Annotated in this window: 20 protein-coding genes and 1 pseudogene; 13 read left to right on the plus strand and 8 right to left on the minus strand. The window is 61.2% G+C overall.

Translation table 11 applies throughout. The features are described 5' to 3' along the window. The first annotated feature begins 119 nt into the window (after positions 1-119). The 3 genes from BFP93_RS13620 to BFP93_RS13630 are packed head-to-tail and all read left to right on the plus strand — an operon-like array spanning position 120 to position 2,466. A complete protein-coding gene (locus tag BFP93_RS13620) occupies positions 120-860 on the plus strand; it encodes a 5-oxoprolinase subunit PxpA (protein WP_065893514.1) in 741 nt (246 codons plus the stop codon). Next, on the plus strand, positions 857-1,561 hold the full coding sequence (locus BFP93_RS13625) for a 5-oxoprolinase subunit B family protein (protein WP_065893515.1): 705 nt from the start codon (positions 857-859) through the stop codon (positions 1,559-1,561). The genes BFP93_RS13620 and BFP93_RS13625 overlap by 4 nt, the downstream gene beginning before the upstream one ends. After that, positions 1,558-2,466 (plus strand): 5-oxoprolinase subunit C family protein, encoded by a 909-nt coding sequence (locus BFP93_RS13630; RefSeq protein ID WP_065893516.1) that lies wholly within the window; start codon positions 1,558-1,560, stop codon positions 2,464-2,466. The genes BFP93_RS13625 and BFP93_RS13630 overlap by 4 nt, the downstream gene beginning before the upstream one ends. Before the next feature lie 133 nt (positions 2,467-2,599). On the opposite strand, the gene BFP93_RS13635 is transcribed toward BFP93_RS13630, so the two are convergent. The 3 genes from BFP93_RS13635 to BFP93_RS13645 form a co-directional block, all read right to left on the minus strand. Next, a complete protein-coding gene (locus BFP93_RS13635; protein WP_065893517.1) occupies positions 2,600-3,778 on the minus strand; it encodes a vWA domain-containing protein in 1,179 nt (392 codons plus the stop codon). After that, positions 3,778-4,623 carry an AAA family ATPase gene (locus tag BFP93_RS13640; RefSeq protein WP_003189627.1) on the minus strand — a complete coding sequence of 282 codons (846 nt, stop codon included), beginning with the start codon at positions 4,621-4,623 and terminating at the stop codon, positions 3,778-3,780. The genes BFP93_RS13635 and BFP93_RS13640 overlap by 1 nt, the downstream gene beginning before the upstream one ends. Before the next feature lie 148 nt (positions 4,624-4,771). Beyond that, positions 4,772-5,848: a DUF748 domain-containing protein gene (locus BFP93_RS13645; protein WP_065886322.1), complete on the minus strand. Its 1,077-nt coding sequence runs from the start codon at positions 5,846-5,848 to the stop codon at positions 4,772-4,774. Positions 5,849-5,973: 125 nt separating this feature from the next. Between BFP93_RS13645 and cysK the strand changes: the two genes are divergently transcribed. Next, on the plus strand, positions 5,974-6,948 hold the full coding sequence (gene cysK / locus BFP93_RS13650; RefSeq protein ID WP_065886323.1) for a cysteine synthase A: 975 nt from the start codon (positions 5,974-5,976) through the stop codon (positions 6,946-6,948). A 250-nt stretch (positions 6,949-7,198) separates the two neighbouring features. Next, positions 7,199-8,137, plus strand: a complete 939-nt coding sequence (locus BFP93_RS13655) for an aspartyl/asparaginyl beta-hydroxylase domain-containing protein (protein ID WP_065886324.1) — start codon at positions 7,199-7,201, stop codon at positions 8,135-8,137. Positions 8,138-8,206: 69 nt separating this feature from the next. Here BFP93_RS13655 and acnA read toward each other — a convergent pair whose 3' ends face one another. Next, positions 8,207-10,948 carry an aconitate hydratase AcnA gene (gene acnA / locus BFP93_RS13660; protein ID WP_065893518.1) on the minus strand — a complete coding sequence of 914 codons (2,742 nt, stop codon included), beginning with the start codon at positions 10,946-10,948 and terminating at the stop codon, positions 8,207-8,209. Between the two features lie 191 nt (positions 10,949-11,139). Between acnA and rlmM the strand changes: the two genes are divergently transcribed. Together rlmM and tusA are read left to right on the plus strand one after the other, a co-directional pair. Then, on the plus strand, positions 11,140-12,216 hold the full coding sequence (gene rlmM / locus BFP93_RS13665; RefSeq protein WP_065893519.1) for a 23S rRNA (cytidine(2498)-2'-O)-methyltransferase RlmM: 1,077 nt from the start codon (positions 11,140-11,142) through the stop codon (positions 12,214-12,216). A 126-nt stretch (positions 12,217-12,342) separates the two neighbouring features. Further along, on the plus strand, positions 12,343-12,588 hold the full coding sequence (tusA, locus tag BFP93_RS13670) for a sulfurtransferase TusA (RefSeq protein ID WP_065893520.1): 246 nt from the start codon (positions 12,343-12,345) through the stop codon (positions 12,586-12,588). 107 nt (positions 12,589-12,695) lie between these two features. Here the strand turns inward: tusA and BFP93_RS13675 are convergent, their stop codons facing one another. Further along, a complete protein-coding gene (locus tag BFP93_RS13675; protein WP_065893521.1) occupies positions 12,696-14,099 on the minus strand; it encodes an MATE family efflux transporter in 1,404 nt (467 codons plus the stop codon). A gap of 176 nt (positions 14,100-14,275) precedes the next feature. Here BFP93_RS13675 and pdxB point away from each other — a divergent pair, with 176 nt between their 5' ends. Next, positions 14,276-15,418: a 4-phosphoerythronate dehydrogenase PdxB gene (gene pdxB, locus BFP93_RS13680; protein ID WP_065893522.1), complete on the plus strand. Its 1,143-nt coding sequence runs from the start codon at positions 14,276-14,278 to the stop codon at positions 15,416-15,418. Positions 15,419-15,472: 54 nt separating this feature from the next. On the opposite strand, the gene BFP93_RS28895 is transcribed toward pdxB, so the two are convergent. After that, positions 15,473-15,646, minus strand: a complete 174-nt coding sequence (locus BFP93_RS28895; protein WP_163001695.1) for a PA1571 family protein — start codon at positions 15,644-15,646, stop codon at positions 15,473-15,475. 245 nt (positions 15,647-15,891) lie between these two features. Here BFP93_RS28895 and BFP93_RS13685 point away from each other — a divergent pair, with 245 nt between their 5' ends. Beyond that, on the plus strand, positions 15,892-17,658 hold the full coding sequence (locus tag BFP93_RS13685; RefSeq protein ID WP_065893523.1) for an ABC transporter transmembrane domain-containing protein: 1,767 nt from the start codon (positions 15,892-15,894) through the stop codon (positions 17,656-17,658). A 64-nt stretch (positions 17,659-17,722) separates the two neighbouring features. Continuing rightward, a pseudogene (locus tag BFP93_RS13690) lies at positions 17,723-18,478 on the plus strand (Fic family protein); the annotation flags it as partial. 86 nt (positions 18,479-18,564) lie between these two features. Here BFP93_RS13690 and BFP93_RS13695 read toward each other — a convergent pair. Beyond that, on the minus strand, positions 18,565-20,493 hold the full coding sequence (locus BFP93_RS13695) for a transglycosylase SLT domain-containing protein (protein WP_065893525.1): 1,929 nt from the start codon (positions 20,491-20,493) through the stop codon (positions 18,565-18,567). A gap of 213 nt (positions 20,494-20,706) precedes the next feature. On the opposite strand from BFP93_RS13695, the gene BFP93_RS13700 reads away from it, so the two are divergent. Then, on the plus strand, positions 20,707-22,626 hold the full coding sequence (locus tag BFP93_RS13700; RefSeq protein WP_065893526.1) for an ATP-binding cassette domain-containing protein: 1,920 nt from the start codon (positions 20,707-20,709) through the stop codon (positions 22,624-22,626). A 181-nt stretch (positions 22,627-22,807) separates the two neighbouring features. Here BFP93_RS13700 and BFP93_RS13705 read toward each other — a convergent pair whose 3' ends face one another. Continuing rightward, the gene (locus tag BFP93_RS13705) at positions 22,808-23,254 is read right to left on the minus strand and encodes a universal stress protein (protein ID WP_065893527.1); all 447 of its coding nucleotides are present in this window, start codon (positions 23,252-23,254) and stop codon (positions 22,808-22,810) included. Positions 23,255-23,361: 107 nt separating this feature from the next. On the opposite strand from BFP93_RS13705, the gene BFP93_RS13710 reads away from it, so the two are divergent. Beyond that, positions 23,362-23,799, plus strand: a complete 438-nt coding sequence (locus tag BFP93_RS13710; RefSeq protein WP_065893528.1) for a hypothetical protein — start codon at positions 23,362-23,364, stop codon at positions 23,797-23,799. Between the two features lie 571 nt (positions 23,800-24,370). Next, entirely contained in the window at positions 24,371-26,518 is a 2,148-nt protein-coding gene (gene fadB / locus BFP93_RS13715; protein ID WP_065893529.1) for a fatty acid oxidation complex subunit alpha FadB, read from the plus strand. The last annotated feature ends 14 nt before the right edge of the window (positions 26,519-26,532 follow it).

Consider the following 26,532-nt stretch of genomic DNA (forward strand, 5'->3'; position numbering starts at 1 on the left):
CGGCGCCAAAAATCGAGCCGTTCCACGATAAGCGTCGTTGGGGTTCAGGACAACATCGTTGCGAGATGTTGGTAAAAGATCCCACACTACAAAAAAACAAAGCCTACAGGAGCGACCCCGTGAGCCGCCTGCTATTGAATTGCGACATCGGCGAAAGCTTCGGCAACTGGACCCTGGGTCTGGACGCCGAAGTCATGCCGTTCATCGACTGCGCCAACGTGGCGTGCGGCTTCCATGCCGGCGACCCGAGCATCATGCGCAAGACCGTCAGCCTGGCACTCAAGCATGGCGTGCAAGTGGGCGCGCATCCGGCCTATCAGGACCTGCAAGGTTTCGGCCGCCGCTCCATGCAGTACACCCCCCAGGAAATCCAGGACCTGATGCACTACCAGATCGGTGCGCTGGACGGCATCTGCCGCGCACAAGGCGGGCGCGTCAGCTACGTGAAACCCCATGGCGCGATGTACAACGACATGATGGCAAACCCCGCCCAACTGCGTGCGGTGATCCAGGCCGTGGCTGCCTATGGCGACCTGCCGCTGATGCTGCTGGCCACGCGCGACGACAGCGCTGCCCAGGCCCTGGGCGACGAGTACGGCGTGACCCTGTGGTTCGAAGCCTTCGCCGACCGCGCCTATGATAGCCAGGGCCATCTGGTTTCGCGCCAGTTGCCGGGCGCGGTGCATCATGACGCCGAGACCATCGTCCAGCAGGCCCTGACCCTTTCCCGTGGTGAGCCGCTGGTCGCCAGCGATGGCAGCGCGCTGGTGCTGCAGGCCAATACCTTATGCGTGCATGGCGACAACGCCAGCTCGGTCGCGGCGGTGCAGCGTATTCGCCAAGCGTTGAAGCCAGCATGAAACCACGGATTGAAGTGGTGGCCATCGACTGCCTGATGGTGCGCCTGTTTGACGCGATTGCCGAAGCCAACATGCCGTGGATGCTCGCCGCCACCGAGCGCCTGCGCAGCGGGTTCGGCGCAGCATTAGTGGACTTGGTGCCGTCCTATACCACCTTGATGGTGCATTACGACCTCACGGCGTTGACCCCGACCCAGGCCCGGGCGTTGATCGAGCATGCCCTGACCGACCTGCAGCCCCAGGCCCAGGGCGCTGGCCGGTGCCATGTGCTGCCGGTGTGGTACGACCTGAGCGTCGGGCCGGAGCTTGGCTTGCTGTCGCAGCGCAGCGGGCTGGCGGTTGCTGAGGTGATTCGTCGCCACAGCGACCACCTGTATCAAGTGTTCGCCCTGGGGTTCGCCCCCGGTTTTGCCTTCATGGGACTGGTGGACGACATCCTCGCCACGCCGCGTCTCAACACCCCGCGCAAACGCGTAGCGGCCGGCAGCGTGGGCATCGCCGAAAGGCAAACCGCTGCCTATCCGGTCGTATCCCCCGGCGGCTGGAACCTGATCGGGCGCACCCCGGCGACACTGTTCGACCGCGAACGCGACGGCTACAGCCTGATGCAGCCCGGCGATACGGTGCGTTTCGAGGCGGTCGGCCACGCTGAGTTCGTCAACCTGGGCGGCGATGACACGCCTCTGGAGGCGCAGGCATGAGCCGCTTGATCATTGAGGCCAGCACACCGCTGTGCCTGTTGCAGGACGCCGGTCGTTTCGGCGTACGCCACCTTGGCGTGACCCAGGGCGGGGCGCTGGATTGGGTGTCGATGTCATGGGCCAATTGGCTGCTGGACAATGCCCTGGATGCGCCGGTAATAGAAATTACCCTGGGCGGTTTTACCGTGCAGGCCGAGGACTACTGTTTGTTGGCCCTGGCCGGTGCGGACCTGGGCGCCTTTATTGATGAACGGGCGATCAGCCCGGGGCGCAGCTTTATCCTGCAAAAGGGCCAGCGCCTGCGCTTCACCCAACCGTTCAAAGGCGCGCGGGCTTACCTGGCGGCACCGGGCGGGTTCGACGCGCCGGATGTGTTGGGCAGTTGCGCCACCGTAGTACGTGAGGAACTGGGTGGCGTAGACGGTTTCGGCAAGGCGTTGGCTGAAGGCGGGCGCCTGGCTTATTCCGGTACGGGCGGCGCAATGAAGGTGCAGGCCAAGCCGGATTTGCCATCCGGTGCATCACTGGACGTGATCATCGGCGCTCAGATCGGCCGGTTCAGCGGCCAAAGCCTGTTCGATGCGTTCAACACCGAATGGGCCCTGGACAGCCGCGCCGACCGCATGGGCATGCGCTTGCTGGGCACGCCGCTGCAGTACCAGGGGCCATCGTTGATTTCCGAAGGTATTCCCTTGGGCGCCATCCAGGTACCGCCGGACGGGCAGCCGATTGTGTTGCTCAATGATCGGCAGACCATTGGTGGTTATCCCCGCTTGGGCGCATTGACGCCGTTATCCTTGGCACGCCTTGCGCAGTGCCTGCCGGGCGAGAAAGTACGCTTGGCGCCGGTGGTGCAGGAGGTAGCGCATCGCCGTCACCTCGATTATTTGCACCGATTCAAATAACGCCGAGTTTCCAAATGTGGGAGGGGGCTTGCTCCCGATAGCGGTGTGTCAGTCAACACATCTGTGACTGAACCACTGCCATCGGGGGCAAGCCCCCTCCCACATTGATCTCCTGCGCTATCGGGATCGGCGTTTATTTGGACAAGAAGCGCATCCCTTCCTCAAGGCCGCGCAACGTCAGCGGATACATCTGATCCTCCACCAACTCCCGCACAATCGCCGTCGATGCCGTATAGCCCCACGTGTCCTTCGGATAGGGGTTTATCCAGATCAGTTTCTTGTACTTGGCCATGAACCGCTGCATCCACACATACCCAGGCTCCTCGTTCCAGTGCTCGACGCTGCCGCCGGCCTGGGTGATCTCATAGGGCGCCATGGACGCATCGCCGATGAAAATCACTTTGTAATCAGCGCCGTATTTGTGCAGCAAATCCTGGGTGGAGGTGCGTTCCGAGGTGCGCCGCTGGTTGTTCTTCCACACCGACTCGTAGACGAAGTTGTGGAAGTAGAAGTACTCCAGGTGCTTGAACTCGGTTTTACACGCCGAGAACAGTTCTTCGCAGATTTTCACGTGGGCGTCCATCGAGCCGCCGATGTCGAACAGCAACAACAGCTTGATGGTGTTGCGCCGCTCAGGACGCATCTGGATATTCAGCAGCCCGGCGTCGCGTGCGGTGTGGTCGATGGTGCCGTCGATGTCCAGCTCTTCGGCCGCGCCCTGGCGGGCAAATTTGCGCAGGCGGCGCAGGGCGATCTTGATATTGCGCGTGCCCAACTCAACCTGGTCGTCGAGGTTCTTGTACTCGCGCTGGTCCCAGACCTTGACCGCCTTGCCCTGGCGTTTGCCGGCATCGCCCACGCGGATGCCTTCGGGGTTGTAGCCACCGGAACCGAAGGGGCTGGTGCCGCCGGTGCCAATCCACTTGTTGCCGCCGGCGTGGCGTTCCTTCTGTTCTTCCAGGCGCTTTTTGAATTCCTCGATCAGTTTGTCGAGGCCGCCGAGGGACTGGATCTGCGCGCGCTCCTCATCGCTCAGCGAGCGTTCGAACTCCTTGCGCAGCCAGTCTTCGGGGATCAGCGCCTGCAAATGGTCATCGAGCTTTTCCAGGCCGTTGAAGTAGGCACCGAAGGCCCGGTCGAACTTGTCGAAATGCCGCTCGTCCTTGACCAGGATCGCCCGGGCCAAGTAGTAGAACTCGTCCATGTCGGCGAAGGTCACGCGCTGTTTCAGCGCGTTGATCAGGTCGAGCAGCTCACGCACCGACACGGGCACCTTGGCGGCACGCATTTCATTGAACAGGTTGAGCAACATTATCGATTACCGCGACGGCTCATGAATGCCAGACGTTCCAGCAACTGCACGTCCTGCTCGTTCTTCACCAGGGCCCCGGCCAGTGGGGGGATGGCCTTGGTCGGGTCGCGTTCGCGCAGCACCGCTTCGCCGATGTTGTCGGCCATCAGCAGCTTGAGCCAGTCGACCAGTTCGGACGTGGAGGGCTTTTTCTTCAGGCCCGGCACCTTGCGCACGTCAAAGAACACATCCAGCGCTTCGCTGACCAGGTCTTTCTTGATGTCCGGATAGTGCACATCGACGATTTTCTGCAGGGTCGTGCGGTCGGGAAAGGCGATGTAATGGAAGAAGCAGCGGCGCAGGAAGGCGTCCGGCAGCTCTTTCTCGTTGTTGGAGGTAATGATGATGATCGGGCGTTTTTTCGCCTTGATGGTCTCGTCGATTTCGTAGACGTAGAACTCCATCTTGTCGAGTTCCTGCAACAGGTCGTTGGGGAACTCGATGTCGGCCTTGTCGATTTCATCGATCAGCAGGATCACCCGCTCTTCGGACTCGAAAGCCTCCCAGAGCTTGCCCTTTTTCAGGTAGTTGCGCACGTCATGCACTTTGTCCACGCCCAGTTGCGAGTCGCGCAGGCGGCTGACCGCATCGTACTCGTAGAGACCCTGGTGGGCCTTGGTGGTGGACTTGATGTGCCAGGTGATCAACCTGGCGCCGAAGGACTCGGCCAGTTGCTCGGCAAGCATGGTTTTGCCGGTGCCCGGTTCGCCCTTGACCAGCAGTGGCCGCTCCAGGGTGATGGCGGCGTTGACGGCCAGTTTCAGGTCATCGGTAGCCACATAGGCCTGGGTGCCTTCGAACTTCATCGGTCATTCCTCGAATTCATCAATGCCCGACTATACCGCGCAGCCCCGGCGACTGTGAACGCAGACGGGTTATTCAGTCTCTGAATGGCCGGTCACTTCAATCTCCCGGCCAATGGGTAAATGTGGGAGGGGGCTTGCTCCCACAGTTTTAATCGGCGCTGGGCTTGGGTTGTTCGTAGCGGGCATTGAAGGCCTGGATAAAGCCGTTGCGCAGAATGGCAATAACCGCTGAAAACGCACTGACATTCTGCTGGTGCACGCTGCCGCTCAGTTCAACCCGGGTCGCGAACTGGTTCTTGCGCTGGTTCTTCAACACCGTCTCGCTGGCGCCGACCACGGCCTCCCAGATCGAGCGGAAGATGTTCTTGTCTTTGTTTTCCACATCCTGCTGCCAGTCGAAGACTTCGACATCGCGCAGCAGTGGCTTGATATAGCCGCGCAATTGGCCTTTTTCGGCCTGGGCTTCGATGACCACGTCGCCGGTACCGGCCTTGAAGTCGAATTTGCCGTAAGCCGAGGCGAAGTCATTCATGCGCTTGAGTTGCAGGTCGCGGGCACGAAAGCGGAACTCGAACTCTTCGAAATCACTCAGCGGGTCAAAGGTGGCGCTGGCTTCCAGCGGCGCCTGGCCTTGCAGCAGCGCCTTGCCCTCAAAGCGCGCGTCGCGCTTGCCCTCAACGTCCACCACGTTGGTCAGGTTGTAGAGGCTGGCGTTGACCCCGGTGGCGTTGATATTCACCTCAGGCTTGGAACTGAAGTTATGAAAGGCGATCTTGCCGTCTTCGATGCGCACTTCGTTGAGGGTGATCGGCAACAACTTGCTCAGTTGTTCCTGCCAGTCGGTGCCCTTACCGGTCTGGGACGCCTGCTTGTTGGCGCCGCCGTCGACGAAGTTGATTTCCGGGCGTACGAAATGCCCTTCGGCCACGACGGCATGGTCGTACCACAGTGAATGCCAGCTCACCGCGAACTCGATCAGCGGTGCCTTGACGAACGGCACCGGCACCTTGCCGTCCACCTTGACGATCTGCAGCCCGTTGATCCGGTAAGCGCCGCGCCACAAGGCCAGGTCCACATCGGCAATTTCGCCACGGTAATCGCCCATGTCGGCGAGCTTTTCATTCAGGTAGTTGCGCACCAGGTAAGGCAGCGCGATGTTTGCGGCAACCAGGACCAGCACCAGCCCGGCGACGGTCCAGAGCGGCCAACTGTAGCGACGTTTCATGGGGTAGTTCTCCTTGCTCGTAGGAGATGGACTGCTGCAAGCGGCGCAACGTTCCTGCGACTGGACGCCTAGTGGCACGAGGCATACCCTTGGGGCCTTTCCGACATTGCCAAACAGGACCCGTCATGAGCCGCATTTTTGCAGACAACGCGCACTCCATCGGTAATACGCCCCTGGTGCAGATCAACCGCATCGCACCGCGCGGGGTCACCATCCTGGCCAAGATCGAGGGGCGTAACCCCGGCTACTCGGTGAAGTGCCGCATAGGCGCCAACATGATCTGGGACGCGGAAAGCAGCGGCAAGCTCAAGCCGGGCATGACCATTGTCGAACCCACCTCCGGCAACACCGGCATCGGCCTGGCGTTCGTGGCGGCGGCACGGGGCTACAAACTGCTGCTGACCATGCCCGCGTCCATGAGCATCGAGCGCCGTAAAGTGCTCAAGGCCCTCGGCGCCGAGCTGGTGCTGACTGAACCTGCCAAGGGCATGAAGGGCGCCATCGACAAAGCGGGCGAAATCGTCGCCGGCGACCCGAGCACCTACTTTATGCCGGCCCAGTTCGAAAACCCGGCCAACCCTGCCATTCACGAGAAAACCACCGGCCCGGAAATCTGGAACGACACCGACGGCGCCGTGGACGTGCTGGTCGCGGGCGTGGGCACCGGCGGCACGATCACCGGTGTGTCACGCTATATCAAGCACACCGCAGGCAAGCCGATCCTGTCGGTGGCGGTGGAACCCGCCGTGTCGCCGGTGATTACCCAGGCGCTGGCCGGTGAAGAGATCAAGCCCAGCCCGCACAAGATCCAGGGCATTGGCGCCGGTTTCGTGCCGAAAAACCTCGATTTGTCGATGGTCGACCGCGTCGAGTTGGTCACCGACGACGAATCCAAGGCCATGGCCCGGCGCTTGATGCAGGAAGAGGGCATTTTGTGCGGCATTTCCTGCGGCGCCGCCATGGCCGTGGCGGTGCGCCTGGCCGAGAAACCGGAAATGCAGGGCAAGACCATCGTGGTGATTCTGCCGGACTCGGGCGAGCGTTACCTGTCGAGCATGCTGTTCAGTGACCTGTTCACCGACCAGGAAAACCAGGCGTGAATCGGCTGTAGGAGCGAGCTTGCTCGCGAAGAACGTCAACGATAACGCGGGTTTACTGATTCAACGTGGCGTTCTCAGGTTCTTCGCGAGCAAGCTCGCTCCTACAGGGGGGAGGCGTGTTGATCCAGGTCAGCCGGTCGGCAGGGGCCTTCTGCATAATGCGCCAAGTGTTTATCATGGCCGGCTGCTACGTCTGGTTTCCCCGCGACGGGAAGCTGTCGGCCAGGCGCTTATTTTCAGGAGTTGCTGCATGACCTTTTCTTTGGCCGCCAAACTGTCGGTGTTGCTGCTGTTTATCGGCAGTACGCTGTATGTGCACCTGCGCGGCAAGGCCCGTTTGCCGATGTTGCGTCAGTTCGTCAACCATTCGGCGCTGTTCGCCCCGTATAACGCCTTGATGTATCTGTTTTCCGCAGTGCCGTCCAAGCCCTACCTGGACCGCAGCAAGTTCCCGGAACTGGACGTGCTTAAGGACAATTGGGAAGTGATCCGCGAAGAGGCCATGCACCTGTTCGACGAGGGTTATATCCGCGCCGCCGAAAAGAACAACGACGCCGGTTTCGGCTCGTTCTTCAAGAAAGGCTGGAAGCGCTTCTACCTCAAATGGTACGACAAACCCCTGCCATCGGCCGAAGCCCTGTGCCCGAAAACCGTGGCGCTGGTCAGCAGCATTCCCAACGTGAAAGGCGCGATGTTTGCGCTGTTGCCGGGCGGCAGCCACCTGAACCCGCACCGTGACCCCTTCGCCGGCTCCCTGCGCTATCACCTGGGGCTGTCCACGCCGAACTCCGACGACTGCCGCATCTTCGTCGATGGCCAGGTGTATGCCTGGCGCGACGGTGAAGACGTGATGTTCGACGAAACCTACGTGCACTGGGTGAAGAACGAGACTGAAAAGACCCGTGTGATCCTGTTCTGTGACATCGAGCGACCGTTGAGCAATCGCCTGATGACCCGCATCAACCGTTGGGTCAGCAAGCAACTGGGACGCGCGACCGCACCGCAGAACCTGGACGACGAGCGCGTGGGCGGGATCAACCAGGCGTATGCCTGGAGCAAGACCTTCAGCGACAAGTTCAGCGGCCAGGTCAAACAGTGGAAGCGCAAGCACCCCAAGGCCTACCGCATTGCGCGGCCGGTACTGGCGGTGGTTGTGCTGGTGCTGCTGTGGAAGTGGCTGTTCGGCTGATCTGAAATCTGGAATGCCATCAATGTGGGAGGGGGCTTGCCCCCTCCCACATTTGGTCTGCAGCGATCTTTAGCTGGCGATCAACTGGCGCAGCACATAGTGCAAGATCCCACCCGCCTTGAAATATTCCACTTCATTCAAGGTATCAATCCGGCACAGCACCTCAACCTTCTCGCTGCTGCCATCTTCGCGCGTAATCACCAGCGTCAGGTTCATCCGTGGCTCGATCTCGGCATCGGTCAGCCCGAGGATATCGATCTTCTCCTTGCCGGTAAGCTTGAGCGCCTTGCGGTTCTGGTCCAGCTTGAACTGCAGCGGCAGCACGCCCATGCCCACCAGGTTGGAGCGGTGGATACGTTCGAAGCTCTCGGCGATCACCGCCTTGACCCCCAGCAGGTTGGTGCCCTTGGCCGCCCAGTCGCGGCTCGAACCGGTGCCGTATTCCTGGCCGGCGATCACCACCAACGGTGTGCCCGATGCCTGGTACTTCATGGCGGCATCGTAGATCGCCATCTTCTCGCCGGTGGGGATATACAGCGTGTTGCCGCCTTCTTCGCCGCCGAGCATTTCATTGCGGATACGGATGTTGGCAAAGGTGCCGCGCATCATCACTTCATGGTTGCCGCGACGTGAGCCGTAGGAGTTGAAGTCCCGTGGCTCCACGCCTTGTTCGCGCAGATAACGGCCGGCCGGGCTGTCGGTCTTGATGTTGCCGGCGGGGGAGATGTGGTCGGTGGTCACCGAGTCGCCGAGCAGGGCCAGCACGTTGGCGCCCTTGACGTCTTCGATCACCGGCAGCGGGCCGGCAATATCGTCGAAGAACGGCGGGTGCTGGATATAGGTGGAATCCGCTTGCCACACGTAGGTCGCCGCCTGCGGTACCTCGATCGCCTGCCACTGCTCGTCGCCGGCAAAGACTTCGGCGTATTCCTTGTGGAACATCCCCGTGGTGACCTGGGCCACCGCGTCGGCGATCTCCTGGCTGCTGGGCCAGATGTCCCTCAGGTACACCGGGTTGCCCTGCCGGTCGTTACCCAGCGGCTCGCTGCTGATGTCGATACGCACCGTACCGGCCAGCGCGTAGGCCACCACCAGGGGCGGCGAGGCCAGCCAGTTGGTTTTCACCAGCGGATGCACACGGCCTTCGAAGTTGCGGTTGCCGGACAGCACCGATGCCACGGTGAGGTCGGCTTTCTGAATGGCTTTTTCAATCGGCTCGGGCAGCGGCCCGGAGTTGCCGATGCAGGTGGTGCAGCCGTAGCCCACCAGGTCGAAACCGAGTGTGTCCAGGTAGTGAGTGAGGCCGGCCGCGTTGTAGTAGTCGGTGACCACTTTCGAGCCCGGCGCCAGCGAGCTCTTGACCCACGGTTTGCGCGTCAGGCCTTTTTCCACGGCCTTCTTCGCGAGCAGCCCGGCCGCCATCATCACGCTGGGGTTGGAAGTGTTGGTGCACGACGTAATGGCGGCGATGACCACGGCACCGTTTTTCAGGCGATAGGTGTTGCCTTCGTATTCGTAGTCGGCCTCGCCCACCAGGTCGGCATTGCCCACGGCGACGCCACCGCCGCCTTCGCTTTCCAGGCGGCCTTCTTCCTTGCTGGTGGGTTTGAATTGCAGGTCGAGGAAATCACTGAACGCCTGGCCCACATTGGGCAGGGCGACGCGGTCCTGCGGGCGTTTCGGCCCGGCGAGGCTGGCTTCGACGCTGCCCATGTCCAGGGCCAGGGTGTCGGTGAAGATCGGCTCCTGGCCGGCGTTGCGCCACAGACCCTGGGCCTTGGTGTAGGCCTCGACCAGCTTGACGGTTTCTGCCGGGCGACCGGACAGGCGCAGGTAGTCCAGCGTTACCTCGTCGACCGGGAAAAAGCCGCAGGTGGCGCCGTATTCCGGCGCCATATTGGCGATGGTGGCACGGTCGGCCAGGGGCAGATCGGCCAGGCCGTCGCCATAGAATTCGACGAATTTACCGACCACGCCTTTTTTGCGCAGCATCTGGGTCACGGTCAGCACCAGGTCGGTGGCGGTGATACCTTCCTTCAATTTGCCGGTGAGCTTGAAACCGATCACTTCCGGGATCAGCATCGACACCGGCTGGCCGAGCATCGCCGCTTCCGCTTCGATCCCGCCCACGCCCCAGCCGAGTACGCCGAGGCCGTTGATCATGGTGGTGTGGGAATCGGTGCCTACCAGGGTATCGGGGAAGGCGTAGGTGCGGCCGTCTTCCTCCTTGGTCCACACCGTGCGGCCCAGGTATTCCAGGTTGACCTGATGGCAGATGCCGGTGCCCGGTGGCACCACGCTGAAGTTATCGAAGGCGCTCTGGCCCCAGCGCAGGAAGGCGTAGCGTTCGCCGTTGCGCTGCATTTCGATATCGACGTTCTGCTCGAAGGCGTCGGCGTTGCCGAACTTGTCGACCATCACTGAGTGGTCGATCACCAGGTCCACCGGCGACAGCGGGTTGATGCGCTGCGGATCGCCCCCGGCCTTGGCCACGGCGGCGCGCATGGCGGCCAGGTCGACCACGGCGGGCACGCCGGTGAAGTCCTGCATCAGCACGCGGGCGGGGCGGTATTGGATTTCGCGGTCGGACTGGCGTTCCTTGAGCCAGGCGGCGATGGCCTTGAGGTCGGTGCCGGTGACGGTTTTGTTGTCCTCCCAGCGCAGCAGGTTTTCCAGCAGCACTTTGAGCGACATCGGCAGCTTGTCCAGGTCACCCAGGCTCTTGGCGGCTTCGGGCAGGCTGAAGTAGTGGTAGGTCTTGCTGTCTATTTGCAGTGTCTTAAGGGTTCTCAGGCTATCGAGGGATGACATTACATGACTCCTTATGATCCGCACGGCCACGGACCTGACGGGACGAACAGAGCGTTCAACTTAGCGCTGTTTTCATTAGCAGGCTAATAACTGGACTCTATCGCTGAGTCCAAGGTTCCGAACTCGGCTATCATGCGCGCGTTTTCATGACAGGTATTGCGATAGAGCAATCCAGTTGCCAGGAGATTCAATTGAACACCCTTTTTATGCACTGCCGCCCGGGTTTTGAAGGCGAAGTCTGTTCCGAGATCGCGGAACACGCCGCGCGCCTGAACGTGTCCGGCTACGCCAAGGCCAAGACCGGCAGCGCTTGCGCCGAATTTGTCTGCACTGAAGAAGACGGCGCGCAGCGCCTGATGCACGGCCAGCGCTTCGCCGAGCTGATCTTCCCAAGGCAGTGGGCGCGCGGGGTGTTTATCGACCTGCCGGAAACCGACCGCATCAGCGTGATCCTCGCCCACCTGCGCGCGTTTCCGGTGTGCGGCAGCCTGTGGCTGGAGATGGTCGATACCAACGACGGCAAGGAACTGTCGAACTTCTGCAAGAAATTCGAAGTGCACCTGCGCAAAGCCTTGCTTAACGCCGGCAGGCTGGTGGACGACCCGAGCAAGCCGCGCCTGCTGCTGACGTTCAAGAGCGGCCGCGAAGCGTTCATGGGCCTGGCCGAGTCGAACAACTCGGCAATGTGGCCCATGGGCATCCCGCGCTTGAAATTCCCGCGTGACGCGCCCAGCCGCTCGACCTTGAAGCTGGAAGAGGCCTGGCACCACTTCATCCCCCGCGAGCAATGGGACGAACGCCTGCACGGCGACATGACCGGTGTCGACCTCGGCGCGGCCCCCGGCGGCTGGACCTGGCAACTGGTCAACCGGGGCATGCTGGTGACCGCCATCGACAACGGCCCCATGGCCGAAAGCCTGATGGACACTGGCCTGGTGCAGCACTTGATGGCCGACGGCTTCACCTTCGTGCCCAAGCAGCCGGTGGACTGGATGGTGTGCGACATCGTCGAGAAGCCCGCGCGTAACGCCGCGTTGCTGGAAACCTGGATCGGCGAGGGACATTGCCGCGAGGCGGTGGTCAACTTGAAGTTGCCGATGAAGCAGCGTTATGCCGAAGTGAAGCGTTTGCTCGAGCGCATCGAAGAGGGCTTCAAGGCCCGTGGCATTCGTGTGGAAATCGGCTGCAAGCAGCTGTACCACGACCGTGAGGAAGTGACGTGCCACTTGCGCCGGTTGGTGGACGTAAAGAAACCCAAGAGACACTGATATCCAATGTAGGAGCTGGCTTGCCTGCCATGGCGGTATCACTGTCGAAATTGATGTTGAATGTGCCCCCGTCATCGGGGGCAAACCCCCTCCCACAGGAGAGCGGGTTGGTTTTAGGAGTGAAGTATGAGTCTTGAATTGCCTGTCGACGGCACCCTCGACGCCACCGGCCTCAACTGCCCGGAGCCGGTGATGATGCTGCACCAGCAAATCCGTGACCTGCCGCCGGGCGGCCTGCTCAAGGTGATCGCGACCGACCCGTCGACCCGCCGCGATATTCCCAAGTTCTGTGTGTTCCTTGACCATGAACTGGTCAGTCAACAAGAAGAGGCCGGCACGTACCTTTACTGGATCCGCAAAAAAGCCGATTGACCGCCGAACCCCTGTAGGAGCGAGCTTGCTCGCGAAAAACGCTGACGATCACGCAGCGCTTCTGGTTTAACCAGGCGTTCTCAGGTTTTTCGCGAGCGAGCTCGCTCCTACAGTGCGCGCGTGAGCGCGGTGCCTGCCCGGATGCGTCGGCGCGCACTGCGCGCCAGGCGAACCAGCAGCATGCCCGCCGCGCAACTCAGGCCCACGATCAGGCCCTGCCACAAACCGCTTGGGCCGCTGGGTTCGCCCAGCCAGTCGGTCAACCCCAGGGCGTAACCCACCGGCAACCCCACGCCCCAGTAGGCGAGCAAGGTCAGCAGCATGGTCACCCGCGTGTCCTGATAGCCGCGCAGCGCACCGGCGGCGGTCACCTGGATCGAATCGGAGAACTGGAACAGCGCCGAGAACACGATCAGCATCGATGCCAGGTGGATCACCACCGGGTCGGGGGTGTAGATCGCCGCAATCTGTTCGCGAAACACCAGCATCAGGCTGCAGGACAGGCAGGCATAGGCCAGCGCCGTACCCATGCCGACGCCTGCGGCAAAGCGTGCTTCACGCGGTTCGCCACGGCCCAGGGCCTGGCCGACGCGCACGGTGACGGCCATGCTCAGGGAGTAGGGAATCATGAACACCAGCGAGCTGACATTCAGCGCGATCTGATGGCCGGATACCACCGTGGCGCCCAAGTTGCCCAGCAGCAGGGCGATGACCGCGAAGATGCTCGATTCGGCAAAGATCGCCACGCCAATCGGCAGGCCGATTCCCAGTACGCGTTTGATCACCGCCCATTGTGGCCAGTCGAAGCGCTTGAACAACTCGCTGCTCTGATACGCCGCGCCCCAGCGCGTCCACCCGGCCATGCCGAGCATCATCACCCACATTGCAATCGCCGTGGCCCAGCCGCATCCCACGCCGCCCATGGCCGGCAGGCCGAGATGGCCGTAGATGAAGATGTAGTTCAGCGGAATATTCAGCGCCAGGCCAATCAGGCCCATGACCATGCTCGGCCGCGTACGGCCCAGGCCGTCACTGAAGCAGCGAAACACGTAATACAGCGCAATGGCCGGCATCCCGGCCGCGATGCCATGCAGATAGCCCATGGACGGCTCGATCAGGTCGGGCTCGACCTTCATCGCATGCAGTATCGGCTCGGCGCACAGCAACAACAGGCCGCCGCACAGGCCGACCACTACGGCCAGCCACAATGACTGACGCACCAAAGGCCCGATTTCGTTGAGCTTGCCCGCGCCAAAGCGCTGCGCGACTTTCGGTGTGGTGGCCAGCAGGGTGCCAGTCATCAGCAGGTACACCGGGATCCAGATCGAGTTACCCAGGCCCACCGCCGCCAGGTCCTTGGGGCTGACCCGCCCGGCCATCACCGCGTCGACAAAGCTCATCGCGGTGGTTGCCAGTTGGCCGATCATAATCGGCAGGGCCAGCGTCAGCAGGCCGCGCACTTCCCGACGGATGCGGGCGGGGCGGGTGAGGGTAGCGGTAGCGATGTTCACGTACAGGTGTCCAATCAAAAAGGCAGTCGCAAGGGCGGCGGATTCTACGCCTTGACGCAACGGTCAGGAAAAAACCTGTGTTGCTGATTTGTAATGCGACTACACAGGCACCCCATAACCCATGTGTCACTTCAATCCCATGCCTGTACACTGCTGATCCGCCAAAGGAGCCCGCCATGCTGATTGTTGCCGACGAAAATATTCCGCTGCTCGATGCATTTTTCCAGGGATTTGGCGAGATTCGCCGCGTACCCGGCCGTTCGATTGACCGCGCCACGGTGGAGCAGGCCGATGTGCTGCTGGTGCGTTCGGTGACCAACGTCAATCGCGCCTTGCTTGAGGGCTCCAAGGTGGGTTTTGTCGGCACCTGCACCATCGGCACCGATCATCTGGACCTCGATTATTTCCGCCAGGCCGGTATCCAGTGGTCCAGCGCACCCGGCTGCAATGCGCGGGGCGTGGTGGATTATGTGCTGGGCAGCTTGCAGACCCTGGCCGAAATCGAAGGGGCCGACCTCACCCGGCGTACTTATGGCATCGTGGGCGCCGGTGAGGTTGGCGGGCGGCTGGTCCAGGTGCTCAAGGGCCTGGGTTGGAACGTGCTGGTCTGCGACCCGCCACGACAGATCGCCGAAGACGGCGACTACGTGAGCCTGCAACAGATCATCGAGCAATGCGACGTGATCAGCCTGCACACGCCGCTGATCAAGTCCGGCAATGGCGCCACCTGGCATCTGTTTGATCGCCAGCGCCTGGAACAACTCAAGCCCGGTACCTGGCTGATCAACGCCAGTCGAGGCGCGGTGGTGGATAACGCCGCCCTGCGCGACGTATTACTTGAGCGCGAAGATCTGCAAGCGGTGCTGGATGTGTGGGAGGGCGAGCCGCAGGTGGATGCCGACCTGGCTGACCTGTGCGTACTGGCCACCCCGCATATCGCCGGCTACAGCCTCGACGGCAAGCAGCGCGGCACGGCGCAGGTCTATCAGGCGTTCTGTGCCCACCAGGGCCTGGAGCCGAGCATCCACTTGAGCGACCTGCTGCCGCAACCGTGGCTGGCCGAGGTGCACCTGAACGCGTCGACCGACCCGGCCTGGGCGTTGGCGACCTTGTGCCGCAGCGTGTACGACCCGCGCCGCGATGATGCGGATTTGCGTCGCAGCCTTGTGGGAACGGTGGACGAGCAGCGCAAGGCCTTTGACTTATTGCGCAAGCACTACCCGGAGCGCCGCGAGATTGATGGCCTCAAGGTGCGCATCAACGGCGAGTCGGCCGTGTTGTCCAACATCGTGACCGCACTGGGCGCGGTCTGCGTTTAGACAGCCGATAAAAAACCCGGCCACCTGGGCCGGGTTTGAAAGAGCGTCGGCGTTTCAGCCTTGCTGCGCAGGCTTGACCAGGCGCTGTTCCAGTTCGCTGCACGCTTGCTGGATCATTTCTTCGGTAATCTGCACTTCGCGGCCCTTGGCATCGATGTAAGAGCAAGGCAGCGCCTGCGGTTGGCGGATCACTTCAATCTTGGCATTGCTGCTGTTTTGCAAGGTCATGGCCTGTCTCCTCATCAGGTTGTGTACCTACTTTAATTCCCCCGCGTGACCGAGCTGTTACAACTCCATACACGTTCACCGGTTCGGACACCCAGTCCACCAGAAACCGGCACATATTTCCAGATCAGTCTTAGACCGATAGCCTCTAGCGGCCTCTATCGGCGGGCATAATTAACCTGACTCATTGTTATTTGCGCAAGTTCCCCCAATGTTGAGGGTTAGACTCCGTCAGTGGTGAAGCCCGTATGTTCTCAACCCGTCAACGCCGCGCGATCCGCCTGGCCAGCCGCTTTATCGCGCCCTACCGCTGGCAGGCGCTGGGCGCCCTGTTGGCGCTGATCGTCACCGCCGGTATTACCTTGTCCATGGGGCAAGGCATTCGCCTGCTGGTCGACCAGGGTTTCATGACCCAGTCACCGCACCTGCTCAACCAGTCCATCGGCCTGTTCATGCTGCTGGTGCTGGGCCTGGCGGTGGGCACGTTCACGCGCTTCTACCTGGTGTCGTGGATCGGCGAGCGCGTAGTGGCGGACATTCGCCGGCAAGTGTTCAACCACCTGATCTACCTGCACCCCGGTTTCTACGAGAACAACCGCAGCTCGGAAATCCAGTCGCGCCTGACCACCGACACCACCTTGCTGCAATCGGTGATCGGCTCATCACTGTCGTTGTTCCTGCGCAATGCCTTGATGGTCATTGGCGGTATCGTGCTGCTGTTCATCACCAACCCCAAGCTCACCAGCATTGTGGTGGTGGCGTTGCCGCTGGTGCTGGCGCCGATCCTGATCTTCGGCCGGCGTGTGCGCAGCCTGTCACGGCAGAGCCAGGACCGCATCGCTGATGTCGGCAGCTACGTGGCCGAGACCTTGGGCCAGATCAAGACCGTGCAGGCCTATAATCATCAGGCGCAGGACGAACAGCGTTTTGCCCTGACCGTGGAAGAGGCGTTTGCCACCGCGCGCAAACGCATCCTGCAGCGGTCCTGGCTGATTACCCTGGTGATCATGCTGGTGCTCGGCGCCGTGGGCGTGATGTTGTGGGTGGGCGGCATGGACGTGATCAGCGGGCGCATTTCCGGCGGTGAGCTGGCGGCGTTCGTGTTCTACAGCCTGATCGTCGGCAGCGCCGTCGGCACCTTGAGCGAAGTGCTTGGCGAATTGCAGCGGGCCGCCGGTGCGGCAGAGCGGATTGGCGAGCTGTTGCAGTCGAGCAACGACATCCAGGCGCCGGCCAGCGGCAGCGTACGCTTGCCGGAGCGTGTCAGCGGGCGCATGACGCTTGAGGACCTGCGCTTTTCCTACCCGTCGCGGCCAGACAGCTACGCCATCGATGGCCTGAACCTGACGATCAACCCCGGTGAAACCCTCGCGCTGGTGGGCCCTTCCGGCGCAGGCAAATCGACGCTCTTTGACCTGCTGCTGCGCTTCTACGACCCCCAGCAAGGCCGCATCCTGCTCGAAGGCAGGCCGCTGACCGAACTCGACCCGCTGGACCTGCGCCGCCACTTTGCCCTGGTCTCCCAGAGCCCGGCGCTGTTTTTTGGCAGCATCGAAGACAACATCCGCTACGGTAACCCCACCGCCACCCACGAACAGGTCGAGGCCGCTGCGCGTATCGCCCATGCCCATGACTTCATCCTGCAAATGCCCGACGGCTACCAGACCCACCTGGGCGACGGTGGCCTGGGCCTCTCCGGTGGTCAGCGGCAACGCCTGGCCATCGCCCGTGCCTTGCTGGTGGATGCCCCCATCCTGCTGCTCGACGAAGCCACCAGCGCCCTTGATGCCCAGAGCGAACACCTGATCCAGCAAGCCCTGCCGCAATTGATGCAGGGCCGTACCACCCTGGTGATCGCGCATCGCCTGGCCACGGTGAAAAACGCCGACCGGATAGCGGTGATGGACCAGGGCAAGCTGGTGGCCGTGGGCACGCATCAGCAGTTGATTGCGAGCAATCCGCTGTATGCGCGGTTGGCGGCGTTGCAGTTCAGTGATGGCGGGCAGGAGGAATGAAGCTGCAGTGTGCTTGCGCCTTAGGGCATCATAGGGCCTTTCGATAAATGATCTGGATGAGGATATGAGCCGTTATCAACCTCCGTTGACGCTGACGACAAAGATGCTGGCGCTGGTAGCCGATATCAGTGAGCAGATCGGTCAGCTCTCGGCGGGCAACGATAGCCGCCAGACGCCTCAGCTGAGGCGCGGTAATCGGATTCGCACCATTCAGGCTTCGCTCGCGATCGAGAACAATACGCTCAGCGTCGAGCAAGTCACCGCTGTCTTGGAGGGTAAGCGAGTACTGGGCCTGCCACGGGAAATCCAGGAAGTGCGCAACGCCTTTGCAGCCTATGAGGCGATGCCGCACTGGACGCCGAGTAATCGTGCTGACCTGCTCAAAGCCCACGAACTGCTGATGTTCGGATTGATAGACGATGCCGGACGGTTTCGTCACTCGGGGGTTGGCATTTATCGCGGCGAGCAATTGGTTCATATGGCGCCGCCTGCGAGTCGCGTTGCGCATCTGATCGATGATTTGCTGCAATGGCAGTCAGCTTCAGATTGGCACCCCTTGATCGCCAGTTGTGTATTCCATTACGAGTTCGAATTCATCCATCCCTTTGCAGACGGCAATGGACGAATGGGGCGGCTCTGGCAGACGTTGATACTCAGCCAATGGCGCCCGGCGCTGGCTTATCTGCCAGTGGAGGCGGTTATTCGGGATCAGCAGGATGCCTACTATGCTGCGCTGTCGGCGGCGGATCAGCAGGCAGAAGCGACGCCCTTTGTTGAATTCATGTTGCAAGCCCTGAGCCTGGCGCTGGCTGAGGCGGTGTAAAGCCGACTCTAAAAAAATGCCCGCATCTCTCAATACGGGCATTCCTCTTGAAGCTTCAAACTTGCCGCTTGAAGCTGCCCCTCTTACTGGTCATCAAAATACCGCTCATGCCAATCCACCAACGGCTGCGGCGAATTGAGCTTCTGCCCGTAGATCACCGAATAAGACAGCACGTTCTGCACATACTGGCGGGTTTCGTCGAACGGGATGCTTTCCACCCACACGTCGAAACTCAGGTGATCGGCACCGCGCAGCCATTGACGCACGCGGCCGGGGCCGGCGTTGTAGGCGGCGGAAGCGAGCACACGGTTGCCATTGAACTGGCTGTGCACCTGGCTCAGGTAGGCGGCGCCGAGTTGGATGTTTTTGTCCGGGTCCAGTACCTGGGCCGGGGAAGCCAGGGGAATGCTGAACTTGCGCGCGGTTTCCTTGGCGGTGCCGGGCATCAGTTGCATCAGGCCGCTGGCGCCGACGCCGGAACGGGCATCGTCCATGAAGGCGCTTTCCTGGCGGGTAATTGCGAACACCCAGCTTGAATGCAGGCCGCGCACCTTGGCTTCGCGCACCAGGGTGTCGCGGTGGGCCATCGGGAAGCGGATGTCCAGGTCGTCCCAATATTGCGCCTGGCTGATCGTGCGGATCGCCGGGAAGTACCACTTCATGTCGTAGGCCAGCTTCGCCTGCGCGACCATTTCATCACGGTTGAAGTGACGGCTGACGTGGTACCACTCGCGGCGGCCATCGACGATCTGGCCGCGGGCGTAGAACTCCAGGGCACGGCGCACGCCTGGGGTGTTGCGCACTTTATTGACCAGCGCCTGGCTCATCACCAGCGGCTTGTTGTTCAACTGGTAAGGGGTCTTGGAGCGGTCGGCGGCGAGGAAACCGTAGAAGTCGCGTTCCTTGGCGACGTTTTTATACAGCACCAGCGCCTGCGGGTTTTTCGGTTCGGCCAGCTCCAGGCTACGCGCCTGCCAGTAGCGCCAGCGGTTGGTGGTGGCCAGGTCCTGGGGCAGCTTGCGGGTCAGTTGGTAGGCATCTTCCCAGCGCGCCAGGCGCAGCAGCAGGCGCAGGCGCCATTCCGAAACGGTGTTGTCGCGCAACTCCGGGTCGTATTGGGTCATTACGTCCAACGCACGAGGGTCGTAGCGACGGGCGAGCGTCAGGCCGATTTCCCGGGCAATCGAAACTTTTTCGTCACGGGAGAAGTGCATGCTGCTGGCGTAGCCGTCCAGCAGGGCCATGGCCTTGTCCGGGTCCTGGCGGGCCAGGCGGCGCAGGCCCAGGCCCACGGCGTCGGACATGGCCTCGGTGGCCGGCAGGAAGCGCGCCGGGTCGCTGAGCATGTCGGGTTTTTGCGCCACGTCGATCATCAGGCGGCCCTGGGCGCCGAGCGTCGGCAGGGTTTTCACCAGGCTGTTGGCCAGTGCGTAGTTGCGTGCTTCGGCGGCAAGCTTGGTGCGGTCCCAGATTTTCTGCTCGGTCAACTGACCGTCAGAGGCCCACTGGCCGAAGGTCACATCGCAGGCGGCCGGCTGGGATTTGCCGGTCATCCACAGCTTCTCGGCGGTCTTGTAGCCTTCGGCCTTGAGGTTGTGGGTCAGTTGGTACTGGCCATGCAGGCAGTCCAGTTCGACGAAATTGAGCTTGGTATCGTAGTACTTTTCAAAGGTCTGCCAATCACCCCGGTCGGCCAGCCAGCGCAACCAGCGCAGCTTCATCCAGTTGGCCTGGGGCAGGTCGCCGTTTTTGGCGAGGAACTGTTCGATTTCCTGGTTGCTCGCGGTTTTAAGGCGTGCGGTCAGTTCGTCATACGCCAGGTACGGCGTCAGCGGGTAGTCGGCCAGGGCCTGGCTGTATTGCATGTAGGGGCCGCTGTCGCCCTTGGCGAGGGCGCGCTTGGCTTCATCGTAATATTGACGTTGGGTGGTGAGGTCCACGGCCTGGGCAGATTGAACGGCGGTGGTGGAAAGAAGCAGACAGGATAAAAAGTTGAAAAGGCGACTGCGCATGAGACGTCCGTGCAGAGAAATCACGACTAGCACCGGCATCGCCGACACTGATTGCCCCTAGCTTAGCCTTTTGCCAGCGACCGGCGAAAGCTTTGCCGGCCGGTTGGTTCAAGTTCGCGGCAAATGTCCTGCAGAACGTGTCGGCAGCGAAAATGCAGGCCGCATCCCACCCTCAACTCAGGTAGAATGCGCGCCCAGTTTTTGGAGAAGCGTATGACCCTGCTCAAATTCAGCGATGTGTCCCTTGCTTTCGGCGCTATGCCGTTGTTGGACAAGGTGTCCTGGCAGATCGCCCGTGGTGAGCGGGTGTGCATCATCGGCCGCAACGGCACCGGCAAGTCGAGCATGATGAAGCTGGTAAAAGGCGACCAGAAGCCCGATGAGGGCTCTGTCTGGCGCGCTCCGGGCCTCAAGATTGGCGAATTGCCGCAGGAATTGCCGGTAGCCGACGAGCGGACAGTGTTCGACGTGGTCGCCGAAGGCCTGGACGGCGTTGGCGAATTGCTTGCGCAATACCATCACCTGGCGCAGAACTGCGTCACCGAAGCCGACCTGGACAAGCTGATGCACGTCCAGCAAGACCTCGAAGCCCGCGATGGCTGGCGCTTGCAGCAACTGGTCGACAGCACCCTGAGCCGCCTGCAACTGCCGGCCGACAAGACCCTCGCCCAGTTGTCCGGCGGCTGGCGTCGTCGCGTGCTGCTGGCCCAGGCCCTGGTGTCCGAACCGGATCTGCTGCTGCTCGACGAGCCGACCAACCACCTGGATATCGGCGCCATCGCCTGGCTGGAAGAAGCCCTCAAGGATTTCCAGGGCGCCGTGCTGTTCATCACGCACGACCGTTCCTTCCTGCAAAACCTGGCCACCCGCATCCTCGAACTGGACCGTGGCGGCCTGATCGACTGGAACGGCGACTACGCCAGCTTCCTGGTGCACAAGGAAGCCGCACTCTCGGCTGAAGAGACCGCCAACGCGCTGTTCGACAAGAAACTGGCCCAGGAAGAAGTCTGGATCCGCCAGGGCATCAAGGCGCGTCGCACCCGTAACGAAGGCCGTGTGCGCGCGTTGAAAGCACTGCGGGTTGAGCGCAGCGAACGTCGCGAGCGCACCGGCAAGGCCAATATCCAGCTCGACACGGCCGACAAGTCGGGCAAGCAGGTCATGGTGCTGGAGAACGTCAGCTTCCATCACCCGGAAGGTCCGTTCCTGATCAAGGACTTCTCCATGGTCCTGGCGCGCGGCGACCGTATCGGTCTGCTGGGCGCCAACGGCACCGGCAAGACCACCTTGCTCAAGCTGATGCTCGGCGGTCTGCAGCCGACCAGCGGCACGGTGGAAGAGGGCACGCGTATCGACGTCGCCTACTTCGATCAGTTGCGCCACCAGTTGGACCTGGAGAAAACCGTCATCGACAACGTCGCCGAAGGTCGCGACTTTATCGACATCGACGGCCAGAGCCGCCACGTCCTCAGCTACCTGGGCGACTTCCTGTTCAGCCCGCAACGTGCGCGTACCCCGGTGAAAGCCTTGTCCGGTGGCGAACGCGCGCGCCTGCTGCTGGCCAAGCTGTTCAGCAAGCCGGCGAACCTGCTGGTGCTCGACGAACCGACCAACGACCTCGACGTGGAAACCCTCGAGTTGCTCGAAGAAGTGCTGTTGACCTTCAACGGCACCGTATTGATGGTCAGCCACGACCGGGCATTCCTCGACAACGTGGTCACCAGCACCCTGGTCTTCGAAGGCGAGGGCAAGGTGCGCGAGTACGTCGGTGGTTATCAGGACTGGCTGCGCCAGGGCGGCTCGCCGCGCCTTTTGGGCGTGACCGAAAGCAAATCCGGCAAGGCCGACCTGACCTCTGCGGTCGTCGCGCCCGTGGCCGCCGCCGCTCCGGCACAGGAAGCTGCGCCTTCGGCCAAGAAAAAGCTCAGCTACAAGCTGCAGCGCGAGCTGGAAGCCTTGCCGGGTGATATCGACGCCAAGGAACAGCAGATTGCCGCAGTAGAGGCAGAGATGGCTGACGCCGGTTTCTACCAGCGCCCGGCGGCGGAAACCGCCAACGTCATCGCCACCCTGGAGACGTTGAACCAGGAGTTGGAAGCGCTGGTTGAGCGTTGGGCCGAGTTGGATGCCTGAGTAATTTCAACGTATTAAAAAACCCGGTGCTCACTTGATGAGCACCGGGTTTTTTATATGAAATGCGATCCAAATGTGGGAGGGGGCTTGCCCCCGATAGCGGTGTATCAGTCACCAGATGCATCAACTGACAGAATGCTATCGGGGGCAAGCCCCCTCCCACATTTGATCTTCATCGGTCTTACTTGCTGGTGTCTTTAACCAACTTGACGGCCAGCACATCACACGGCGCGCCATGCAGCACATCATTGGCAGTAGAGCCCAGCAGCAGCGCCAGGCCATGGCGACCATGGCTACCCACCACGATCAAGTCGCAAGCCTTTTCCTTGGCCAAGTGATGGATTTCCTGGCGCGGTTGGCCGTATGTCAGGTGGCAGTCTTCCTTTTTCAGGTGCGGGTATTTGAGAATCAAACGATCCAGGCGCTCCTTGGCCTGGTCAAATTGTTGTTGCTGCAACTGGGAAAGGTCCATCGGCACGTCACCGCCAAAGGCCATGGCCATGGGCTCGACGATATGCACCAACGACAGTATGGCGCCATTGGCCAATGCAGATTCCTGCGCACGCTTGATCACTGGATCGCACTCTTCGGTCAGGTCGACGGCGACCAGAATATGTGTGTAGGGCATGGGGCGTTCCTCCAGGGGGACTGCAATAAGTTCAGTATGGCTGCTTTCCAAGCGGATGCGGTTGCGTCAGGTCAAATCCGCTCATCTAGAAATTCGGGAGTACACATATGACGGTCTGGATAGTGGTGTCAATCCTTGTCGTGGTGCTGAGCCCTTTGGCATGGCTGCGTCCCTCGCGCCATCAGAGCGGGCGCATGGCGCTGCGCATGGAGGCGCGCCGCATCGGGCTGGCCATGCAACTGGCGCCCCAGGCGTGGCCGCACTGGCTCAAGCAAGAGCCGCCGAGCCCCTGCGCGCAGTACTGCCGGCCACGACGCGGCAGCTCGCCGGCCATCTGGAGTTACTGGCAGTGGGAGCCGGGGGTATGGGTCAACCAATGGCGCGAGGTGTGCGTGGACGAGAAGTTGTTGCCGTATTTTTCAACGCTGCCGGCCAACGTCTACAAGGTCGAGGCGGACAAGCAGATGATCGCCTTGTACTGGGGCGAGAAGGGCGATGCGAGTGTGTTGAAGGATATTGATGCGCTGCTCAAAGCCCTGGCCTGACATAACCCACTCATTGTAGGAGCGAGCTTGCTCGCGAAAAACCCGAGAGCGACGCGTTAAACCTGAGTCCGCTGCGTTATGGTTGGCGATTTTCGTGAGCAAGCTCGCTCCTACAGAAAACCGGAAGGCCGGGCAATAAAAAGCCCGACTCATCATCGGGCTGGAGTTGGCCAGGCAGGCCGGTAAATCCTCAAGTTGCGGTTAGCCTAGCCGTCTATCCCTTTCTGTACAGGCTTTTCTCCTATCTTTCCTATTATTGATTCTGTGAATAGTTAAATATTGACGGGTTGCTATCCTGCGCTTCGGGTTCTGAACTGACTGGAAAGTCGCGTTTTTCCTAGTCTTTGGAGCGATTGACAATTGCCCGGAATTGGATGAAGGTGGCGTACCCAAATCAAACGGGCGTATGAATTGAGCGTTTGTCCTACAGACAGCTCTGACATAACCCCGACTATCGCACTGGCGGGTGTGCCTGGCGGATTGGCGTGAGCATTGATGCAGGTGTCAATGTCCAACCAGAGGCCAGCGTCCGGTGTGTACTGTTCAGCTTCCATATCGTGGAGATCAGTTGATGATTTACGAAGGTAAAGCCATCACGGTTAAGGCTCTTGAAAGTGGCATCGTCGAATTGAAATTCGACCTCAAGGGTGAGTCCGTCAACAAGTTCAACCGTCTAACCCTGAACGAACTGCGTCAGGCCGTAGACACCATCAAAGCAGATGCTTCGGTCAAGGGCGTGATCGTCTCCAGCGGCAAGGACGTGTTTATCGTCGGCGCTGACATCACCGAATTCGTCGACAACTTCAAGCTGCCCGATGCCGAGCTGGTGGCTGGCAACCTTGAAGCCAACAAGATTTTCAGCGATTTCGAAGACCTCAACGTACCCACCGTGGCTGCGATCAACGGTATCGCCCTGGGCGGCGGCCTGGAAATGTGCCTGGCGGCGGACTTCCGCGTCATGTCGGCCACTGCCAAAATCGGCCTGCCTGAAGTCAAGTTGGGTATCTACCCGGGCTTTGGCGGTACCGTGCGCCTGCCGCGCATCATCGGTGCCGACAACGCCATCGAATGGATTGCCGCCGGCAAGGAAAACCGTGCTGAAGACGCGCTGAAAGTCGGTGCTGTCGATGCAGTGGTTGCCCCGGACAAACTGGCCGAAGCCGCGCTGAACCTGATCAAGGGCGCCATCAGCGGCGAATTTGACTACAAGGCCAAGCGTCAGCCGAAGCTGGAAAAACTCAAGCTCAACGCCATCGAACAAATGATGTCGTTCGAAACCGCCAAGGGTTTCGTGGCTGGCCAGGCCGGCCCGAACTACCCGGCGCCGGTTGAAGCGATCAAGACTATCCAGAAAGCCGCGAACTTCGGTCGCGACAAGGCGCTGGAAATCGAAGCTGCCGGTTTCGTCAAACTCGCCAAGACCTCTGCTGCGCAGAGCTTGATCGGCCTGTTCCTGAACGATCAGGAACTGAAGAAAAAGGCCAAGGCCTACGACGAAATCGCCCGCGACGTGAAACAGGCCGCCGTACTCGGCGCCGGTATCATGGGCGGCGGTATCGCCTATCAATCGGCGTCCAAAGGCACGCCGATCCTGATGAAAGACATCAACGAGCACGGTATCGAGCAGGGCCTGGCGGAAGCCGCCAAGCTGCTGGTAGGCCGCGTTGATAAAGGTCGCATGACTGCTGCGAAAATGGCTGAAGTGCTTAACGGCATTCGTCCTACGCTGTCCTACGGCGATTTCGGCCACGTCGACCTGGTGGTCGAAGCGGTTGTCGAGAATCCGAAGGTCAAGCAGGCGGTATTGGCTGAAGTCGAGGCCCAGGTCAAAGACGACACCATCCTGGCCTCCAACACCTCGACCATTTCCATCTCGCTGCTGGCTCAGGCCCTCAAGCGCCCGGAAAACTTCGTCGGCATGCACTTCTTCAACCCGGTGCACATGATGCCGCTGGTGGAAGTGATCCGTGGCGAGAAGTCCAGTGAACAGGCGGTGGCCACCACCGTTGCCTACGCCAAGAAAATGGGCAAGAACCCGATCGTGGTCAACGACTGCCCGGGCTTTTTGGTCAACCGCGTGCTGTTCCCGTACTTCGGCGGTTTCGCCAAGCTGGTCAGCGCCGGTGTGGACTTCGTGCGCATCGACAAGGTCATGGAGAAATTCGGCTGGCCCATGGGCCCGGCGTACCTGATGGACGTGGTCGGCATCGACACCGGCCACCATGGTCGCGACGTCATGGCTGAAGGTTTCCCGGACCGCATGAAAGACGACCGTCGTTCGGCGATCGACGCGCTGTACGAGGCCAAGCGCCTGGGTCAGAAGAACGGCAAGGGTTTCTACGCCTACGAGGCCGACAAGAAGGGCAAGCAGAAGAAAGTGGCCGACCCGTCGGTGCACGAAGTGCTGGCCCCGGTCATCTACGAACAGCGTGAGGTGTCGGACGAAGACATCATCAACTGGATGATGATCGCCCTGTGCCTGGAAACCGTACGTTGCCTGGAAGACGGCATCGTCGAGACCGCCGCCGAGGCCGATATGGGCCTGGTGTACGGTATCGGTTTCCCTCCATTCCGTGGTGGTGCGCTGCGTTACATCGACTCGATCGGTGTGGCCGAGTTCGTTGCCCTGGCTGACAAATACGCTGATTTGGGCCCGCTGTACCACCCGACCGCGAAGCTGCGTGAGATGGCCAAGAATGGCCAGAGCTTCTTCGGTTAAGCGCCCAATCGACT

Source organism: Pseudomonas sp. 44 R 15 (assembly GCF_900004965.1).
GTDB classification, from domain to species: domain Bacteria; phylum Pseudomonadota; class Gammaproteobacteria; order Pseudomonadales; family Pseudomonadaceae; genus Aquipseudomonas; species Aquipseudomonas orientalis_A.

What these genes read in the sequence shown, in the direction of transcription:
- BFP93_RS13625 (WP_065893515.1), top strand. Translation starts at nt 857, where the DNA reads ATGAAACCACGGATTGAAGTGGTGGCCATCGACTGCCTGATGGTGCGC.
- BFP93_RS13630 (WP_065893516.1), top strand. Translation starts at nt 1,558, where the DNA reads ATGAGCCGCTTGATCATTGAGGCCAGCACACCGCTGTGCCTGTTGCAG.
- BFP93_RS13635 (WP_065893517.1), bottom strand. Translation starts at nt 3,778, where the DNA reads ATGTTGCTCAACCTGTTCAATGAAATGCGTGCCGCCAAGGTGCCCGTG.
- BFP93_RS13640 (WP_003189627.1), bottom strand. Translation starts at nt 4,623, where the DNA reads ATGAAGTTCGAAGGCACCCAGGCCTATGTGGCTACCGATGACCTGAAA.
- BFP93_RS13645 (WP_065886322.1), bottom strand. Translation starts at nt 5,848, where the DNA reads ATGAAACGTCGCTACAGTTGGCCGCTCTGGACCGTCGCCGGGCTGGTG.
- cysK (WP_065886323.1), top strand. Translation starts at nt 5,974, where the DNA reads ATGAGCCGCATTTTTGCAGACAACGCGCACTCCATCGGTAATACGCCC.
- BFP93_RS13655 (WP_065886324.1), top strand. Translation starts at nt 7,199, where the DNA reads ATGACCTTTTCTTTGGCCGCCAAACTGTCGGTGTTGCTGCTGTTTATC.
- acnA (WP_065893518.1), bottom strand. Translation starts at nt 10,948, where the DNA reads ATGTCATCCCTCGATAGCCTGAGAACCCTTAAGACACTGCAAATAGAC.
- tusA (WP_065893520.1), top strand. Translation starts at nt 12,343, where the DNA reads ATGAGTCTTGAATTGCCTGTCGACGGCACCCTCGACGCCACCGGCCTC.
- pdxB (WP_065893522.1), top strand. Translation starts at nt 14,276, where the DNA reads ATGCTGATTGTTGCCGACGAAAATATTCCGCTGCTCGATGCATTTTTC.
- BFP93_RS28895 (WP_163001695.1), bottom strand. Translation starts at nt 15,646, where the DNA reads ATGACCTTGCAAAACAGCAGCAATGCCAAGATTGAAGTGATCCGCCAA.
- BFP93_RS13685 (WP_065893523.1), top strand. Translation starts at nt 15,892, where the DNA reads ATGTTCTCAACCCGTCAACGCCGCGCGATCCGCCTGGCCAGCCGCTTT.
- BFP93_RS13695 (WP_065893525.1), bottom strand. Translation starts at nt 20,493, where the DNA reads ATGCGCAGTCGCCTTTTCAACTTTTTATCCTGTCTGCTTCTTTCCACC.
- BFP93_RS13700 (WP_065893526.1), top strand. Translation starts at nt 20,707, where the DNA reads ATGACCCTGCTCAAATTCAGCGATGTGTCCCTTGCTTTCGGCGCTATG.
- BFP93_RS13705 (WP_065893527.1), bottom strand. Translation starts at nt 23,254, where the DNA reads ATGCCCTACACACATATTCTGGTCGCCGTCGACCTGACCGAAGAGTGC.
- BFP93_RS13710 (WP_065893528.1), top strand. Translation starts at nt 23,362, where the DNA reads ATGACGGTCTGGATAGTGGTGTCAATCCTTGTCGTGGTGCTGAGCCCT.
- fadB (WP_065893529.1), top strand. Translation starts at nt 24,371, where the DNA reads ATGATTTACGAAGGTAAAGCCATCACGGTTAAGGCTCTTGAAAGTGGC.